Origin of the sequence: Paracoccus sp. pheM1 (genome assembly GCF_018499825.1) — a bacterium.
GTDB lineage: Bacteria > Pseudomonadota > Alphaproteobacteria > Rhodobacterales > Rhodobacteraceae > Paracoccus > Paracoccus versutus.
In genome coordinates, this window is record NZ_JAGXCX010000003.1 from 641260 (window position 1) to 658125 (window position 16866).

General features: G+C 69.1%; 14 protein-coding genes. 3 read left to right on the forward strand and 11 right to left on the reverse strand.

Translation table 11 applies throughout. The features are described 5' to 3' along the window. Nucleotides 1-12: 12 nt before the first annotated feature. From KF941_RS25810 to KF941_RS25860, 11 genes are read right to left on the reverse strand one after another with little or no spacing between them, the layout of a single operon-like run. Complete coding sequence (locus KF941_RS25810; RefSeq protein WP_214274989.1) at nt 13-1668, reverse strand: acyl-CoA synthetase; 1656 nt, start codon at nt 1666-1668, stop codon at nt 13-15. A gap of 35 nt (nt 1669-1703) precedes the next feature. Then, entirely contained in the window at nt 1704-2096 is a 393-nt protein-coding gene (locus tag KF941_RS25815) for a rhodanese-like domain-containing protein (protein WP_036760825.1), read from the reverse strand. A 2-nt stretch (nt 2097-2098) separates the two neighbouring features. Further along, nucleotides 2099-2677 (reverse strand): peroxidase-related enzyme, encoded by a 579-nt coding sequence (locus tag KF941_RS25820; protein ID WP_036760824.1) that lies wholly within the window; start codon nt 2675-2677, stop codon nt 2099-2101. Continuing rightward, a complete protein-coding gene (locus KF941_RS25825; RefSeq protein ID WP_214274990.1) occupies nt 2674-4989 on the reverse strand; it encodes a molybdopterin guanine dinucleotide-containing S/N-oxide reductase in 2316 nt (771 codons plus the stop codon). Before KF941_RS25825 ends, KF941_RS25820 begins: the two co-directional genes overlap by 4 nt. 12 nt (nt 4990-5001) lie before the next feature. After that, a complete protein-coding gene (locus KF941_RS25830) occupies nt 5002-6546 on the reverse strand; it encodes an acetolactate synthase large subunit (RefSeq protein WP_214274991.1) in 1545 nt (514 codons plus the stop codon). Beyond that, entirely contained in the window at nt 6543-8033 is a 1491-nt protein-coding gene (locus tag KF941_RS25835) for an FGGY family carbohydrate kinase (protein WP_214274992.1), read from the reverse strand. Before KF941_RS25835 ends, KF941_RS25830 begins: the two co-directional genes overlap by 4 nt. Continuing rightward, nucleotides 8033-8710, reverse strand: coding sequence for an L-fuculose-phosphate aldolase (locus KF941_RS25840; protein ID WP_072463879.1), 678 nt, complete (start codon nt 8708-8710; stop codon nt 8033-8035). Before KF941_RS25840 ends, KF941_RS25835 begins: the two co-directional genes overlap by 1 nt. Nucleotides 8711-8718: 8 nt before the next feature. Then, the gene (locus KF941_RS25845; RefSeq protein ID WP_214274993.1) at nt 8719-9765 is read right to left on the reverse strand and encodes a 2-hydroxyacid dehydrogenase; all 1047 of its coding nucleotides are present in this window, start codon (nt 9763-9765) and stop codon (nt 8719-8721) included. Then, nucleotides 9762-10961, reverse strand: coding sequence for a CoA transferase (locus KF941_RS25850; RefSeq protein WP_072463877.1), 1200 nt, complete (start codon nt 10959-10961; stop codon nt 9762-9764). Before KF941_RS25850 ends, KF941_RS25845 begins: the two co-directional genes overlap by 4 nt. Continuing rightward, the gene (locus KF941_RS25855) at nt 10958-11725 is read right to left on the reverse strand and encodes a CoA-transferase (protein WP_114536592.1); all 768 of its coding nucleotides are present in this window, start codon (nt 11723-11725) and stop codon (nt 10958-10960) included. The genes KF941_RS25850 and KF941_RS25855 overlap by 4 nt, the downstream gene beginning before the upstream one ends. Beyond that, nucleotides 11722-12531: a CoA transferase gene (locus KF941_RS25860; RefSeq protein ID WP_214274994.1), complete on the reverse strand. Its 810-nt coding sequence runs from the start codon at nt 12529-12531 to the stop codon at nt 11722-11724. Before KF941_RS25860 ends, KF941_RS25855 begins: the two co-directional genes overlap by 4 nt. Before the next feature lie 206 nt (nt 12532-12737). Between KF941_RS25860 and KF941_RS25865 the strand changes: the two genes are divergently transcribed. The 3 genes from KF941_RS25865 to KF941_RS25875 are packed head-to-tail and all read left to right on the forward strand — an operon-like array spanning nt 12738 to nt 16769. Next, on the forward strand, nt 12738-13889 hold the full coding sequence (locus KF941_RS25865) for an ABC transporter ATP-binding protein (protein ID WP_240540625.1): 1152 nt from the start codon (nt 12738-12740) through the stop codon (nt 13887-13889). Further along, entirely contained in the window at nt 13886-15661 is a 1776-nt protein-coding gene (locus KF941_RS25870) for an ABC transporter permease subunit (protein ID WP_140848193.1), read from the forward strand. Before KF941_RS25865 ends, KF941_RS25870 begins: the two co-directional genes overlap by 4 nt. Nucleotides 15662-15692: 31 nt before the next feature. Next, a complete protein-coding gene (locus tag KF941_RS25875) occupies nt 15693-16769 on the forward strand; it encodes an extracellular solute-binding protein (RefSeq protein WP_036760561.1) in 1077 nt (358 codons plus the stop codon). Nucleotides 16770-16866 lie beyond the last annotated feature (97 nt).

The window sequence follows — 16866 nt, forward strand, 5'->3', positions numbered from 1 at the left end:
GCTCCCCGCCCGTCAGGCCATGGCCTGCGCCAGTTCGGCCGCGCGCGCGCGCAGGGCGAATTTCTGGATCTTTCCGGTCGAGGTCTTGGGCAGGGGTTCGAACACCACCCGCGACGGGCATTTGTAGCCCGCAAGCCCCGCCCGGCAATGGGCGATCATCGTGGCCTCGGTTTCCGTGCTGCCCTCGCGCAGTTCCACGAAGGCGCAGGGGGTCTCGCCCCATTTCTCGCTGGACATGGCGACCACGGCGCAAAGCGCGACGGCGGGATGGCGGTAGAGCTGTTCCTCGACCTCGATCGAGGAGATGTTCTCGCCGCCCGAGATGATGATGTCCTTCGAGCGGTCCTTGAGCTGGACATAGCCGTCGGGATGCATCACGGCCAGGTCGCCGGAATGGAACCAGCCGCCGGCAAAGGCCGCCGCGGTCGCATCCGGGTTCTTCAGATAGCCCTTCATCACAACATTGCCGCGAAACATCACCTCGCCCAGCGTTCGGCCGTCGGCCGGCACGGGCAGCATGGTGTCCGGGTCCATCACCGCCAGCTCGTCCAGCGACAGATAGCGCACGCCCTGCCGGGCCTTGCGCGCCGCCTGCTCCGAAGCCGGCAGCCCGTCCCAGCCGGGATTCCATTCGTTCACCACGGCCGGGCCATAGGTCTCGGTCAGGCCGTAAAGATGGGTGACGCCGAATCCGGCCTTCGCCATGGCTTGCAGCACCGTCTCGGGCGGCGGTGCGGCGGCGGTGTTGAACATCACCTGCTGCGGAAAGCGGCGCTTCTGGTCGGCCGGAGCGTTCAGCAGGGTGGACATGACGATGGGCGCCCCGCACAGATGCGTGACGCCGTGATCGGCGATGGCATCGAATATCGCGCCCGCCCGCACCCAGCGCAGGCAGACCTGCGTGCCCGCCTGCACCGGCACCGTCCAGGGAAAGCACCAGCCATTGCAGTGAAACATCGGCAGGGTCCACAAATAGACCGGATGCCGGCCCATCCCGGCATGGATGACGTTGTTCAACGCCATCAGCGCCGCCCCGCGATGGTGACAGACGACGCCCTTGGGATTGCCGGTCGTTCCCGAGGTATAGTTCAATGAGATCGCGTCCCATTCGTCGCCGGGCAGGGTGCCCGGGTGATCCGGGTCTCCCTCGGCCAGGAACTGGTCATAGTCGAGGCTGCCGATGCGCGCGCCCTTGGGATGGGGGGCATCCCCGGGATATTCGGCGTCGTCGAAGTCGATCACCAGCGGCCGGACCTGGGCCCGCGCCAGCGCCTCTGCCGCCAGCGCCGAAAACTCGCGGTCGACGATGAGCACGCGCGATTCCGCGTGGTCCAGCTGGAAGGCGACGGTCGCGGGATCGGAGCGGGTGTTGATCGAATGCAGCACCGCGCCCCCGGCCATCGGCACGCCGAAATGGGCGTGGATCATCGGCGGCGTGTTCGACAGCAGGACCGAGACGGTATCCCCGTGCCCGATGCCCCGTCTTGCCAGGGCCGAGGCGAGCCGGCAGCAATCGGTCCACAGCCGGCCATAGCCGTGGCGCTGGCGGCCGTGGATCACCGCCGGATGATCGGGAAAGGCCTGCGCCGCCCGCCGGAGGTAAGAGATGGGCGTCATCGGCTGATGGTTGGCCGCCGTTCGGTCCAGCCCCTCGTCGTATTTGGTCATGCTTCTCCCCCCAATTTGTTGCCTCGCCCGGTGGTCTAGCCCTTGGCGTGCCGTTCGGCCACCGGCTGGCCGGCCCTGCGCCATTCCCCGAAGCCGCCGCGCAGGGAGCGCGTGTCCAGCCCCATCTCCTGCGCCACCCGTGCCGCCAGCAGCGAGCGCCAGCCCGAGGCGCAGTAGAACACATAGGTCCCGCCCTCGGCAAAGCGGGGCTTGTGATAGGGGCTTTCGGGGTCGATCCAGAACTCCAGCATCCCGCGCGGGGCGTGGAAGGCGCCGGGGATCATCCCTTCGCGCTCAAGCTCGCGCGGGTCGCGGATATCGACCAGGACCACCTGCGGATCGTCCCGCATCCGGGCCGCCTCGTCGACCGTGACCGATTGCACCACGGAATCGGCCTCGGCCAGCATCTGCTTGTAGCCGACAGCCATGATCAGCGGCCCATCGCATAGAATTCGTCGTTGGGCCGCATGCTGGACACGTTGGCCAGCCGGTTCGACATGCCGAAGAAGGCGGCGATGGCGGCGATGTCCCAGATGTCGTCCTCGTCGAAGCCATGGCCGCGCAGGGTGGCGAAGTCATCGTCCCCGACCTCTTGCGCGCGGGCCGAGACCTTCATGGCGAAATCCAGCATCGCCTTTTGCCGCGGCGTGATGTCGGCCTTGCGATAGTTGATTGCCACCTGGTCGGCGACCAGCGGGTTCTTGGCGCGGATGCGCAGGATCGCGCCATGGGCGATGACGCAATACTGGCACTGGTTCACGGTCGAGGTGGCGACGACGATCATCTCGCGCTCGGCCTTGGTCAGGTTGCCGGGGCGGTCCATCAGCGCGTCGTGATAGGCGAAGAAGGCGCGGAATTCGTCCGGCCGGTGCGCCAGCGTCAGGAACACGTTGGGGATGAAGCCGGATTTCTCCTGCACCGCCTCGATGCGGGTGCGGATGTCCTCGGGCATGTCGGCAAGGCGGGGAACGGCAAAGCGGCTGACGGGGGCGTCGGCGGTTTCGGTCATGGGGTCTCCTCCGGGTTGGGCAGGATGTCTGCCAGTTGCGATTGATAGGTCCGCATCGGGTCGCGGTTGTCGCCGGCATGGGGGGCGACGCGGATCAGGCACGTATGGGCGGAACAGCCCTGCCCAAAGGCCGAGGTGCCGATGTCGAGCGTCAGCACATTGGGATTGCCCGAGATTTCCGGGCCGTCCCCGACGGGCGTGAACCAGGCTCCGGTCGGCAGCACCGCGACGCCGGGTGCGGTGTCGCTGCTCAGGCAAGCCGTGGCAAGGCAGGCGCCGCGCGCGTTCCACAGCCGCACCGTCGCCCCGTCGTTGATGCCGCGCGCCTGCGCATCGGCGGGGTTCAGCCGCAATTGCTCGCGCCCGTGGCGCTTGCCGGCCATGCTGGCGGCGCCGGTTTCCAGCTGGCTGTGCAGCCGCCCCTGCGGCTGGTGCGAGATCAGGTGCAGCTCGTCCCCCCTGGCCTTGCCCAGCCATTCGGCGGGCAGCAGCCAGGCCGGATGCGCCGGGCAGTCGTCATGGCCCAGCCGCTCCAGCGTCTTGCTGCCCAGCACGATCCGCCCGCTTTCCGTGTCCAGCGCATGGCCCGCGGGGTCGTGGCGAAAGCCGGCCAGATAGACATGGTCGCGCTGCACCGGCACCGGGGCATGGCCGCGCTCCCAGAAGGTCTCGAAATCCGGCATCGGGAAGCCATGCGCGCGCAGGGCATGGGTGCGGCTTTCGTCGTAGAGATGCCGGATCCAGCCCATCTCGTCCCGGCCCTCGTTGAAGGCGGGGCCGACGCCCAGGCGTTGGGCCAATGCGTCGAAGATGTCGAAATCCGAGCGCGCCTGGCCCAGCGGCGCGATGGCCTGCCGCATGGCCAGGATCAGGTCGCAGCGCTTGTTGCCGGCCAGGTCGTTGCGCTCGATCGAGGTCGAGGCCGGCAGCACGATATCCGCCCGCCGCGCGGTCGCGGTCCACATCGGATCCTGCACGACGATCGTCTCTGGCCGGGTCCATGCCTGAGACAGCCGGTTCAGATCCTGGTGGTGGTGGAAGGGATTGCCGCCCGCCCAATAGACCAGCCGCGTGTCGGGATAGTGCCGCGTCTCGCCCTGATAGGTAAAGGGAGCGCCGGGGTTCAGCAGCATGTCGCTGATCCGCGCCACCGGGATGAAGCTGTCGATGGGCTTGACCCCCTGCGACATGCCCGGCGACTTGCCGACGGAAAAGGGCGCGCCCACGCCGCCGAGCGAGCCGTAGCCGTATCCGACCCCGCCGCCGGGCAGGCCGATCTGGCCCGCCACGGCCGCAAGCCCCAGCGCGGCCCAGAAGGGCTGCTCGCCATGATGGGCGCGCTGCAGGGCCCAGCTGACGGTCAGCATGCTGCGGCTGTCCACCAGCCGCAGCGCCAGGGCCCGGACCTGTTCGGCGGGCAGGCCGGTGATGGCCGCGGCCCAGGCGGCGTCCTTGCGCTGCCCGTCCGGTTCGCCGCGCAGATAGGCCAGGAATTCGTCCGAGCCGCTGGTGCAGCGGGCAAGGAAACCGGCATCCTGCCGCCCCGCCGCCACGATTTCGCCCGCCAGGCCCAGCATCAGCGCCGCGTCGGTATTGGGCCGGATCGGCCACCATTCCGCGCCCACCCAATCCGGCAGGTCGTCGCGCAGCGGCGAGACATGGATCACCCGCACCCCGCGTTCCGCGATCCGGCGCAGATAGCCTTCCAGGTAATGCGCGCCGATGCCGCCGGCCTCGCTTTGCGCGGTGCGGGGCGACATGGCGCCAAAGACCACCAGCGTTTCCGTATTCTCGGCGATGTCGTCCAGCGTATTGGCCTGCCCGCCACAGGCGCGGTCGTCCCCCAGCACATGGCGCAGGATCACCGGCCCGGCGGCGATGGAATAGGTATCGACATGGCCGGTATAGCCGCCGGCCAGGTTCAGCATCCGCTTCAGCAGCGAAGAGGCATGGTGGAACCGCCCGCAAGAGGTCCAGCCGTAGCTGCCGGCAAAGATCGCGGCATTGCCGTGGGTCTTGGCCACGCGCGCGATCTCGCCGGCGACAAGGTCCAGCGCCTCGTCCCAGGGGAGGGCCAGGAAACGCTCGTGGCCCCGGCCATGGCGGTCGCTACCTTCGCGCTTGGCCAGCCAGCCTTCGCGCACCATGGGGCGCAGCACGCGGCGGTCGGGCTTCGCCCATTCGGCGACGGAATGGATGATGGCCGAGGGCGCGGGGTCCATGGCCAGCGGTTCCACGCCTGCGATCCGGCCGTCCTCGACCAGGATGGTATAGGCGCCCCAATGGCTGCAATGCGGGATGCGGCGGATCATGGCTGGCCCCTTTCAGACCACGGCTTCGATCAGGAACGGCCCCTTGCGCGACATGGCGGAACGCAGCAGGTCGAAGAAGGCTTCGGCGGTATCGGCCCTGGCCGCCTCGACCCCCATGCCGCCGGCGATGCGCACCCAGTCCAGCGCCGGATCGTCCAGGTCCAGCATCCGCCGGGCGTTCTCGCCGGGGGTGCCGGCGCCGACGTTCTGCAATTCGCCATGCAGGATCTTGTAGAGGCGGTTGGCAAAGACGATGGTCACGACGTCCAGCCGCTCTCGCGCCTGCGTCCACAGGCCCTGCACGGTATACATGCCGCTGCCGTCGGCTTGCAGCCCGATCACCTTGCGGTCGGGGCAGGCCACCGCGGCGCCGGTGGCCATGGGGATGCCCTCGCCGATGGAGCCGCCGGTCAGTTGCAGGAAATCATGCGGCGCGGCGCCGTGGGTCGAGCGGAAGAAGTCCCGCCCCGAGGTCACGGATTCGTCGCAGACGATGGCGTTTTCCGGCATCAGATGCGCCAGGGCGATGGCGATGGCGTCCGGGGTCAGCGCGCCGCCGGGCATGTCCGGCGCGCCGCGTTCCGCCAGTCGCGGGGCGGACGCCATGCCGGTTTCCCCGGCCAGAGCGGCGATGGCGGCGGGCAGGTCGTCGTCCGCGCCCGCCATGGCGATCACCCGGCAGCCTTCGGGCAGCATCGAGCCGGGCTTGCCGGGATAGGCAAAGAAGCCGACCGGGGCATTGGCGCCAATCAGCACCAACTGCTCGGTTTCGGCGAAAGTCGCCAGCGCCTGGTCGATGACATAGGGAACGCGGTCCAGCGCCACCCGGCCCGCGCCGCGCTGCATCCGGGCATTGGCCTGCTGCGCCATGAGGCGCGCGCCGGTCTTTTGCGCGATGCGGTCCAGCATCTCGGCCTGCGGGGCGCGCAGGGCGCGGCCGGTGACAAGGATGGTGGTGCGCTTGCCGTTCCGCAGCGCCTCGGCCGCGGCGCGGATGCGGGCGGGATCGGGGGCGGCGGGGGCGGCGGGGACCACCGCCGCCGGCACTTGGGCCGAGGTCCGGGTCCAGGCGGCGTCGGCATGCAGGATCAGCGTGGCGATGCCGCCGGCGCCGGCCCGCGCCGCCGCGATGGCTTCGGCGGTGCGGCTTCCCACGGCATCGGCGGCCTCGGCCCGGCCGACCCAATGCGACATCGGCCGGGCGAGGCTGTCGATGTCGCTGGTCAGCGGTGCATCCAGCGGCAGATGACAGGTCGCATGGTCGCCCACCACGTTGACCATGGGCGAGCGCGCGCGCCGCGCGTTGTGCATGTTCGCCAGCCCGTTCGCCAGGCCGGGGCCGAGATGCAGCAGCGTCGCTGCCGGCTTCTCGGCCATGCGGGCATAGCCGTCGGCGGCGCCGGTCACGACGCCCTCGAACAGGCCCAGCACGCAGCGCATCCGCGGCTGGCGGTCCAGCGCCGCGACGAAATGCATCTCGGAGGTGCCGGGATTGGCGAAGCAGGTGTCGATGCCGTTCGCCAGCAGGGTTTCGCACAGAAGATCGGCGCCGTTCATGGGGTCTCCATCAGTTTTTCGGCCTGTTCGCGCAGGTCGGAGAGCGGTTCCCAGAACGGGGACACGGCCTCCAGCAGGGCGGCGAACAGGCGGTATTTGCCTTCGGCATAGGCTGCGACGGGGCCGGGGTCGGGCGCAAGCCCGTGCCCGGCAGGTCCGATCCATGGCGCGGGGTCGCGGGCGTCCAGCAGGAAGCGCGCGGCGATGGCGGCAAGGCCGCGCAGGCCGGCATGGCTGCCGGGACTGCGCTGCACCGTGCAGCCGGTGACGGTCGCGAGGAACTGGGCGAAATGTTCGTCGCCCGCCAGCCCGCCGCCCAGCGACAGGGCGCCGCCGGGCGCGCCCATCATCGCGTGGCTGGCGCGGGTGACGAAGGCCAGCGCCTCGCGCCCCGCCCAGGCGATTTGCGCGGGGGTGCTGGCCGCGGTCAGGCCGATGACCGCGCCCGAGGCATGGGGGTCGGTCCAGGGCGCGCGCTCACCGCCCGGCTCAAGAAAGGGATGCAGGATCAGCGCCGAATAGTCCGGTGCGGGCGCGGCGGGCAGGTCGGCAAAGCGGCGCGACAGGTGATGCAGCAGCGTGGCGCCGTTGAAACAGGGGTGAAAGCACAGGTAGCCGGGACCAAGCGCGAATTGCTGGATCATCGCCCCGGCAGGGGCCTGCGGCATGGCGGCGGGATCGTCCAGCAGGCAGGCATGGATCGCGCTGGTACCGAAGATCGAGGCGCGGCCGACGCCGGCCCGGCTGCCGAGGCCGAGCCCGACCAACGTCGCCTGCACGTCGCCCGGACCCAGCAGCACCGGCAGGCCCTGCGGCAGGCCGGTCGCCTCGGCCGCGGCTTGGGACAGCCCGGCCCGCGCCGCGCCGACGGGGGCCAGGTCGGGCAGCAGCTCGGTCCCGCGCGACAGGCCAAGGCTTTCCGCCACCACCGGCGCCAGCGCGCCGCTGCGCCAGTCGCCCCAGACCGGCAGCAGCGCCGTCGGCTCGGCCAGCGGCCGCCCGGTCAGCGCCAGGAACAGCCATTCCTTGAGCCGCAGGGCATGGGTAATGCGGGCATGGCGGGCGGGGTCGTTTTGCTGAAGCCACAGAAGCTGCAGGCTGGCCGAGGCGGCGGTCGGCCGCGACCCGGTCGCCGCCTGCACCGCGTCCAGCGCCGGCGCCATCGCCGCGACCAGCCCGCGCGCGCGGCCGTCAAGCCAGGTCAGCGCCCGCCCGACTGGCTTGCCGTCCGCATCCACCGGCCAGAGCCCGTCGCCCTGCCCGGTGACGATCAGCCCCGCGAAGGGGCCCGTCGCCTGCGCCGCGCAGTCGCGCAGCACGGACAGCGCCTCGGCGCGGGTCCGGTGCATGTCCTGCTCGACCCGCGCGCCCTCGCGTTGCAGCGCGCCGTTCGGGTGCTCGGCCTGGGCCAAGAGGCGCCCGGCTTCGTCGAAGGCCGCCGCCTTGACCGAGGTCGTGCCGGAATCGAGGCAAAGCAGCACAGCCATCAGGATGCCTGGCGCAGCCCTTCCAGCGCGGCGCTGCCTTGCTGGCCATAAGTCTTGAACTTGACCAGAACCTCGGCGATCTGCTCGTCCGACAGCACCGGCGGCTCGCCCAGCGGCAGGCACAGCAGGTATTGCCTGGCCAGCTCCTCGACCGTGACGGCCAGCGCCAGCGCGCGGGCGATATTGGCATGGGCGGCGATGACGCCGTGATGCGCCATCAGGCAGGCGCGGCGCCCCTCCAGCGCGGCGACCACGCGGTCGGCCAGTTCCTGCGTGCCGAACAGCTCATAGGGCGCGCAGCGGATGCTGCTGCCGCCGGCGGCGGCGATGACGTAATGGATCGCCGGGATCTCGCGCCCCAGGATCGACAGCGCCGTGGCATGGGTCGAATGGGTATGGACCACCGCGTTCAGGTCGGGACGCGCCTGCAGGATGTCGCGGTGAAAGCGCCATTCGGACGAGGGCTGCACCTCGCCGGCATAGGTCGCGTCCCAGTTCATCGCCACGACATGCTCGGGCTGCAGCTTGTCATAGGGGATGCCGGTGGGCGAGATCAGGAAGCCGTCGCCGTAACGGACGCTGATATTGCCCGAGGTGCCCTTGTTGATGCCCAGCCGGTTCATGGCGCGGCAGGATTCGATCAGCTCAAGGCGCAGGGCGCGTTCTTCGTCGGTCATGGGATGCCTCACTTGCAGGGATGGAGCGGCGGCTTGCCGTCAAGGATCAGCGCGATGTCGCCGGCGATCATGGTCGCGGCCTTGATCGCGGAATGGCGCGAGGCGCCGGCGATATGCGGCGAAAGCGTGACGTTGGGCAGCTTCAGCAGCGGCCAGTCCGCGGGCGGCGGCTCGGGCTCGAACGTGTCCAGCGCGGCGCCGCGCAACTGCCCCGAGGCCAGCGCGTCGTAAAGCGCGTCATAGTCCAGCACCTGCCCGCGCGTGGTGTTCACGATATAGCCGCCGGGCTTCATCATCGCGATCCGCGCGCGCGAGATCATGCCCTTGGTCTCGGGCGTGACGCGGGGGTGCAGCGTCACCACGTCGGCCCGCGCCATCAGGTCGTCCAGCTCGGCCTTTTGGAAACCGGCGGCCTTTTCCTCGGGCGTCAGTTCCTTGAACGGGTCGTAGATCAGGATGCCGCAGCCAAAGGGCTGCAACAGCCGTGCGACCCGCGTGCCGATGTCGCCATAGCCGACGATGCCGACGGTCAGCTCGCACAGTTCGGGGCCGGTGTTGGCGTAGTGATAGAATTCGCGCCCGAACCGGCCGCTGGCGACGGCCATATGGCCCCGGATCAGATTGCGGGTTTCCGCCAGCAGCGAGCCGACGGTGAACTCCGCCACGGCCGAGGCATTGCGGCCGGGCGTGTTCACCACCGGGATGCCGCGCGCGCGGGCCGCCGCCATCTCGATATTCACCGGCCCGCCGCGCGACACGGCGATGGCCTTGAGCCGGGGGGCATGGTCGAGGCTTTCGGCCGTGATGGGCGCCAGATGGGTGACGAGGATGTCGAGATCGGCGAGGAAGTCGAAATAATCCTCGGGGCGGCCGACGAATTCGCCCACGGGCAGGGTGGGGTCGTATTTGGTGGATTTCAGCCGCAGCGGCCAGTCGACCTCCATGCTGCGGATGGTCAGCGCGCGGCCGGGCAGTTGCTCGCGCAGCGCGGTTTCAAAGAAGCCCGGCTGCATGAAGCCGTCGCCGATGATGCCGATGGTCAGGCGGTCCGTCATGCTTTCCTCGCGGCTTTCTCTTCGGGGTCAAGGCCCGGCAGCACCTCGCGGTAGCTGTCGGGGTCCAGCGCGCGTTCCGCCATGACTTCGCCCGTGTGCTGGGCAAAGCCGGGCGGCGCGCGGCGATAGCTGGCGGGCGTGCGCGACAGCTTGATCGGGCTGCCGGTGCCGCGATAGTCGCCGATGTCCACCACCATCTCGCGGTGGATCGTATGCGGGTCGGCGATCACCTGGTCGATTGTGCGCACCGCACCGCAGGGCACGCCGGCCTTGATCAGCCGGTCCGAGAGATCGGCGCAGTCAAAGGACGCCAGCGCCGCCTCAAGCTCGGCCTTCAGCGCGTCGCGATGGATGTTGCGCTGGCTGTTCGAGGCAAATCGGGCATCGTCAGGCAGGTCGGGCCGGCCGATCATGGCGCAGAGCGTGGCAAATTGCCGATTGTTGCCGACGGCGAGGAAGATCGGCTCGGACCCGGTGGCGAAGGTGTCATAGGGGCAGATGTTGGGATGCGCATTGCCCGAGGGCCCCGCCACCTTGCCCGAGAGGTAGTAGTTCGGCAAATGCGGATGCAGCAGCGAGACGCCGCAATCGTAAAGGCTGGTCTCGACGAACTGGCCCTTGCCGCTGGTCGCGCGCTCGCTCAGCGCCATCAGGATGCCGATGGTGGCGTTGAGGCCCGTCACCATGTCCACCACCGGCAGGCCCACGCGCAGCGGCTGGCCGCCCGCCTCGCCATTCACGCTCATGATGCCGCAAAGCGCCTGGATCGCGGCGTCGTAGCCGGGCAGCCCGCCCATCGGCCCGTCCGCACCGAAGCCCGAGACGCGGCAATGCACCAGCCGGGGGAAGCGCCGCGCGAGTTCGTCCTGGCCCAGGCCCCAGCGCTCCATCGTGCCGGTCTTGAAATTCTCGATCAGCACGTCGGCGTCTTCCAGCAGCGCCAGCAGCAGCTCGCGCCCCCTCTCTTGCGACAGGTCCACGGCGATGCCGCGCTTGTTGCGGTTCAGGCCCAGGAAATAGCTGGCCGCATCGCCCAGGAAGGGCGGGCCCCAGCCGCGCGTCTCGTCGCCCGCAGGGGGTTCCAGCTTGACGACATCGGCGCCGTGATCGGCCAGGATCTGGCCGGCATAGGGACCGCCCAGCACGCGGCTGGCGTCGATGACCCGAAGATTGGCGAGCGATCCGGGATTGATCATGCGGGGCTTCCTTCGCGGGTCAGGGCCGCCAGGTCGCTGCGCCATTCGGCGGCGAAGGCGGGGTAGGTTTCGGCAAGCTCATCCAGCACCCGGCCGCGCAGCAGCGACAGGGTGGCGGCGTCGGGGGCAGGGGTGGCGGCGGGCGTTTCCGCATGGTCGAAGGCAAAGCCGGTCGCCGCGCGGATCTCGTCCAGGTCATGGCCGGGGTGGACGCTTTCCAGCGTGAAGCCCGGCCGCGCCTTGTCAAAGCGGAACAGCGCCTTGCCGGTCAGCAGCGCGACCGGCCCGCCGGCGCGATAAACGCCGGGGGCGCTGGTGCCGGGGGCGCTGATGAAATCGACCTTGTCCACCAGCACGCGCGGCGAATGCTCTTCGCGGAACAGGATCACGCGCGGGACGGTGAAATACAGATAGGCCGAGCCGAACGAGCCGGGCCAGCGCACCTTGACCTGCGGATAGTCGCCGACGCCGACCAGGTTCACGTTGGCCTGGCCGTCGATCTGGCCGCCGCCCAGGAAAAAGGCATCCAGCCGGCCCTGGCCCGCGCTGTCGAACAGTTCTGCCGAGCCGTTGGTGAAGAAATTATGCTCGACCGAGCCGAGGATCGACAGCCGCACCGGACGCTGGCCGTCGTCCAGCGCCCGGCGCAGCATCGCGCCGGCGGCAGGCATGGGAGAGGAGGCGCCGACCGCGACATGGCGCACGCCGTCGAGCAGCCGGGCGATGGTGCAGATCAGGATCTCGCGGGGCAGGGCGGCGCTCATGCCGGCATCTCCTGCCCCATGAAGCCCGCCATGTATTCGGCAAAGCCCGTGGCCGTGCGGGCGGCCGCGGCATAGCGCATCAGCTCATCCGTGTCGGAGGCATATTCGCCCCAGAGGCCATAGGGCCAGGCGCCGCGCGGCGCCTCGGCCACGGCGCCGACGTAAAGCGCGGGCAGGGTGCCGGCCGCGGTCATCTCGTCGGCCAGCAGGCTGCGGTCCACGATGCGTTCCACCGTCACCAGCGTTTCGGTCGCGGCATAGGCCATGGCGGCCAGCTCGCGCCGGCGGCCGATCCAGACATTGCCTTCGCGGTCGGCCATCGGCGCGTGAAAGATCGCCACGTCGGGCCTGATCGCCGGGATCAGCGCGATGGGATCGCCCGCGGCAAAGGGGTTGTTGATCACCCGCCAGTCGGGGCGGTTCGCCAGCACGTCCGAGCCGATCAGCCCGCGTATCGGCAGGAAGGGCACGCCCTTCTGCGCCGCCATCAGCCCGGCATGGATCGCGGGGCAGGTGGCGTCGAGGATGCGGATGCCGCCCTGTCGCACGGCATCGTTGAACCGCGGCGCGCCCCCGGCCTCGCCCAGCGACAGGGCGCTCGTTTCGACCGTGGCGACCAGCCCGGCACCGATCAGCATGTCCACCTGCAGGCCGCCGGTCGGCACGCAGACCAGGTGCAGCCCGCCCGCCCCATGTTCGATCAGCGGCCGGGTCATCGCCATCGAGACCCCGGCGTAATCCACCGGCAGCGCCAGCGACATGCCCGGCGTGACGCGGCGGGCCATGGCGCGCAGATCCTGTGGCATGATCGTTCCCCTCTTCCCGCGCGTTCCAAAATATGGAACATAGTTCTGAAAATCATGATAGGCAGAGCCAAACCGGCAAGTCAATCCATTCCCATCGCGGCATTTTGCAGAAATTTCGCCCGCCCGTCGGAAATTCTTGACAAGCGGGGCAGAGCGCCGACAATGAAATACAGAATAGCGTTCTATAATATGGAACGAGGGAGGAAATGATGGCGCAGACATTGGCGCGGCGCGAGATGCGCCTTGAAACGTCCGGCACCACGACCACTGCCGCCGTGCGGGCGCAAGAGGCGATCGGCGCCGGCATCTCGATCCGCGAGGTGGTCAAGAGATACGGCGCCTTCGTCGCGGCCGACCGCATCAGCCTGGACATCGAACCGGGCGAGTTCATCACGCTGCTCGGCCCCTCGGGCAGCGGCAAGACCACGCTGCTGAACCTGCTTGCCGGGTTCCAGAGCCTCGACGGCGGCCAGATCCTGGTCGATGGCAAGCCGATCCAGCACGTGCCGGTGCATCGGCGCGGCTTCGGCATGGTCTTCCAGAGCTATGCGCTGTTTCCGAACATGACCGTGGCGCAGAACGTGGGCTTTCCCATGCGCATGGCCAGGATCGACCGCGCGACAGCCGACCGCCGGGTGGCCGAGACGCTGGAGATGATGCGGCTGTCCGACCATGCCGGCAAGCTGCCGGCGCAGATGTCGGGGGGCCAGCAGCAGCGCGTGGCCATCGCCCGTGCCATCGTCATGCGCCCGCGCGTGGTGCTGATGGACGAACCGCTGAGCGCGCTGGACCGCCGGTTGCGCGAATCGATCCAGATCGAACTGCGCGAACTGCACCAGGCCATCGGCTCGACCATCCTCTTCGTGACCCATGACCAGTCCGAGGCGCTGACCATGTCCGACCGCATCGCGGTGATGGACGCGGGCCATATCGTGCAGATCGCCCGCCCGGCCGAGATCTATCGCCGCCCGCAAAGCCGATTCGTCGCGGGCTTCGTGGGTGAAAGCAACCTGATCGACGCGCAGGTGCTGGGCCGAAACGGCCGCGTCCTGACGCTGCGCACCCCCGGCGGCCATGTCTTCGAGGCGGAATCGCGCCATGGCGTGTCCGGCGACAGCGCCACCGTGCTGATCCGCCCCGAGCGCATCGCGATCCACGCCGCCCCCGCGCCCGGCACCCTGCCCGCGACCGTGACCTCGGCGCTGTTTTTGGGCGAGGTGCTGCGCATCGAGGTGGTGCTGGACGACGGCCAGCGCCTGCTGATCCGCTGCCCCGACATCGCCGGGCGCGAGCTGCCCGAGCTCGGCGCGCAGGTGCATGTCGGCTGGGGCGCCGCCGACAGCTGGGTGCTGTCATGAGCGACGCGACCCTTGCCGCCCCCCGCACGCCCCTGGCGCAGCGGCTGAAAAGCCCGGCGCTGCTGCTGGTGCCGGCGGTGCTGTTCCTGGCGGTGATCTATCTGCTGCCGCTGATCGACCTGTTCCGGGTCAGCATGTCCGGCCCGACCTGGTCCACGCATTTCGAGCGGGTGTTCTCGGTCCCGCTTTACTGGGAATCGCTGGTCCGCACCATGAAGATCGCCTTCACGGTGGCCTGCCTTTGCGTGCTGCTGGGCTATCCCACGGCGCTGCTGATCCATCGCACGCGCGGCATCACCCAGATCCTGATCGCGACGGCGGTGATCCTGCCCTATTTCATCGCCATCCTGATCCGCACCTATGCCTGGATGGTGCTGCTGGGCCGGAACGGCCCGATCAACAAGCTGCTGCAAATGCTGGGGCTGATCGACACGCCGCTGGCGCTGCTGTTCAACCGGGGCTCAGTGCTCTTGGGCATGACGGCGGTGCTGTTGCCGCTGATGGTGCTCAGCATCTATGCCTCGGTGGCGCGGCTGGACAGCAGCCTGACGCGCGCGGCGCTGGCCTCGGGCGCGGGGCCGCTGGCGGTGTTCTGGCGCGTGCTGCTGCCGCTGACGCTGCCGGGAATCGGCGCGGGTTTCCTGCTGGTCTTCGTGGCGGCGCTGGGGTTCTTCATCACGCCCACGCTGCTGGGCGGGCCGGGCGACCAGATGTTCGCCATGCACATCACCCAGCAGGCCGATTCCATCACCGGCGAGGGGTTCCTGCAGGCGCTGGCCGTGGTGCTGCTGGTCATCACCCTGGTCGTGGTCGGCGTCGCCGGCCGGATCATGGGGTTCGAGTTCATCTGGGGCGGCGGCAAGCTGGGCGATGGCAAGCCCAAGCCCGTCGCCACGGCGGCCCGCGTGCAGGCGCCGCGCCGGGGGCTCGGCATGGTGCTGGCCGACCTGCTGGGCTGGCCGCTCTTGCGGCTGATGGGGCGGCTGCCCGCCGGCTGGGGGCGCTGGACGGTGCGGATCATGGGCGGGGCGGTGATCGTCGCGCTGGTCGTGCCGATCATCGTCGTGATGGTGATTTCCTTCAGCAAGGCCAGCTACCTGACCTTTCCGCCGCCCGCCTGGTCGCTGCGCTGGTACGAGAAATTCTTCAGCGACAGCAACTGGATGAACGCCTTCCGCAACTCGCTGCTGATCGCCCTGCTTTCGGCGACGATCTCGGTCAGCCTGGGCGCCACGGCGGCGATGGGCATCGTGCGCAGCAACATCCGCTACAAATCCGCGCTGATGCTCTTGCTGGTCAGCCCGATGATCGTGCCGCCGGTGGTGCTGGGCCTGTCGCTTTACGCACTGTTCCTGAAGCTGGGGCTGGTCGGCACCTACCTCGGCCTGGCCGCCGCCCATGCCATCGGCGGCATCCCGATCGTGGTGGTGATCGTCGCGGCATCGCTGCAGGCGGTGGACCAGCGGCTGGAGCAGGGGGCCGCGGTGCATGGCGCCTCGCCGCTGACGGTGTTCCGCACGGTGACGCTGCCCGCCATCGCGCCGGGCCTGGCGGCGGCGGTGTTCTTTGCCTTCCTGCATTCGTTCGACGAGCTGGTGCTGTCGCTGTTCCTGTCCAGCCCGCGGATGAAGACCCTGCCGCTGATGCTGTGGGCGGACATCAACTATCAGCTGAACCCGGTTCTGGCCGTCGTCTCGACGCTGGAGGTGCTGCTGGTCGTGGGCGGGATCATCCTGGCCCGGCCGGTCCTGACGCGCGGTAAGCCCGCGTAACCACAAGAATGTTCCAATGGAGGAGGATGGAATGCTGCGACTGAACAGACTGACCGGCGCGGTCTCGGCGCTGGCCCTGGGCGCGCTGCTGGCCGGCCCCGCACTTGCCGAGGGCGAGGTGGTGATGCAGGATCCCGGCGGCGCCTATGGCGATGCGCTGCGCGAGGTCATGTATGACCCGTTCGAGAAGGAAACCGGCATCGACGTGGTGACGGTGCAAGAGGCGCGTTCCGGCCCCCGCATCAAGGCGCAGGTCGAGGCGGGCAAGACCGAATGGGACCTGACCTTCATCTTCGACCAGGAAACCCGCCTGCTGGGCGATTGCTGCCTGGCGGACATCGACTATGCCAAGCTGTCGCCCGAGGCGCAGGAGACGCTGGCGACCATGCCCGACAACCTCAAGCGGCCCAAGGGCGTGGCCTTGCAGGTGATCGGCGTCGCCATGGTCTACAACACCGACACCTATGCCGAGGCGCAGCCGGAAAGCTGGGCCGATTTCTGGGATACCGAGAAATTCCCCGGCAAGCGCTGCCTGCCCGCCTGGCCGCGCTTTGTCATGGAGGCCGCGCTGATGGCCGATGGCGTGCCCAAGGACCAGATCTATCCCATCGACATGGACCGCGCGCTGAAGAAGATCGCCGAGATCAAGCCGCATGTCTCGAAATGGTGGACCACCTCGGCCCAGGCGCCGCAGCTGCTGCTGGACGGCGAGGCGGACATGTGCATGGCCTATACCGGCTCGTCCTCGGTCCTGGCGCTGGAAGGCGCGCCGCTGGAAGTCGAATGGAACCAGGGCTTCGTCTATTACGACTTCTTCTCGATCCCCAAGGGCGCGCCGAATTACGACAACGCGCTGAAGCTGCTGTCCTGGCGGCTGGATGCCAAGCGCGCGGCGGAACTGACCTCGGCCTATCCGGTCGCGCTGCCCTCGCCCCTGGTCTATGAGCAGGCCGATCCCGAGATCAGCACGTATTGGGCCAACAACCCCGAGAACCTGGCCAAGGCCATCGAATGGAGCCCGGATTACTGGGGCGCCGCCTCGGGCCACGGCACCACCACGAACGAGGAATACGGCCAGGAACAGCTGAACGCGCTTCTGGCGCAGTAAGGATGCCTGGGCTGGCCTGTTCGGTGCGGCCTGGGGCATATATGACAAAAGGGCGGGCCGCGCCGGCCCGCGCCAGCAAGGGAAGACCAAGCCGGAC

Bases quoted from the DNA above. Each gene is read 5' to 3' on its own strand.
- KF941_RS25810 (WP_214274989.1), bottom strand. From the start codon at position 1,668: ATGACCAAATACGACGAGGGGCTGGACCGAACGGCGGCCAACCATCAG.
- KF941_RS25815 (WP_036760825.1), bottom strand. From the start codon at position 2,096: ATGGCTGTCGGCTACAAGCAGATGCTGGCCGAGGCCGATTCCGTGGTG.
- KF941_RS25820 (WP_036760824.1), bottom strand. From the start codon at position 2,677: ATGACCGAAACCGCCGACGCCCCCGTCAGCCGCTTTGCCGTTCCCCGC.
- KF941_RS25825 (WP_214274990.1), bottom strand. From the start codon at position 4,989: ATGATCCGCCGCATCCCGCATTGCAGCCATTGGGGCGCCTATACCATC.
- KF941_RS25830 (WP_214274991.1), bottom strand. From the start codon at position 6,546: ATGAACGGCGCCGATCTTCTGTGCGAAACCCTGCTGGCGAACGGCATC.
- KF941_RS25835 (WP_214274992.1), bottom strand. From the start codon at position 8,033: ATGGCTGTGCTGCTTTGCCTCGATTCCGGCACGACCTCGGTCAAGGCG.
- KF941_RS25840 (WP_072463879.1), bottom strand. From the start codon at position 8,710: ATGACCGACGAAGAACGCGCCCTGCGCCTTGAGCTGATCGAATCCTGC.
- KF941_RS25845 (WP_214274993.1), bottom strand. From the start codon at position 9,765: ATGACGGACCGCCTGACCATCGGCATCATCGGCGACGGCTTCATGCAG.
- KF941_RS25850 (WP_072463877.1), bottom strand. From the start codon at position 10,961: ATGATCAATCCCGGATCGCTCGCCAATCTTCGGGTCATCGACGCCAGC.
- KF941_RS25855 (WP_114536592.1), bottom strand. From the start codon at position 11,725: ATGAGCGCCGCCCTGCCCCGCGAGATCCTGATCTGCACCATCGCCCGG.
- KF941_RS25860 (WP_214274994.1), bottom strand. From the start codon at position 12,531: ATGCCACAGGATCTGCGCGCCATGGCCCGCCGCGTCACGCCGGGCATG.
- KF941_RS25865 (WP_240540625.1), top strand. From the start codon at position 12,738: ATGATGGCGCAGACATTGGCGCGGCGCGAGATGCGCCTTGAAACGTCC.
- KF941_RS25870 (WP_140848193.1), top strand. From the start codon at position 13,886: ATGAGCGACGCGACCCTTGCCGCCCCCCGCACGCCCCTGGCGCAGCGG.
- KF941_RS25875 (WP_036760561.1), top strand. From the start codon at position 15,693: ATGCTGCGACTGAACAGACTGACCGGCGCGGTCTCGGCGCTGGCCCTG.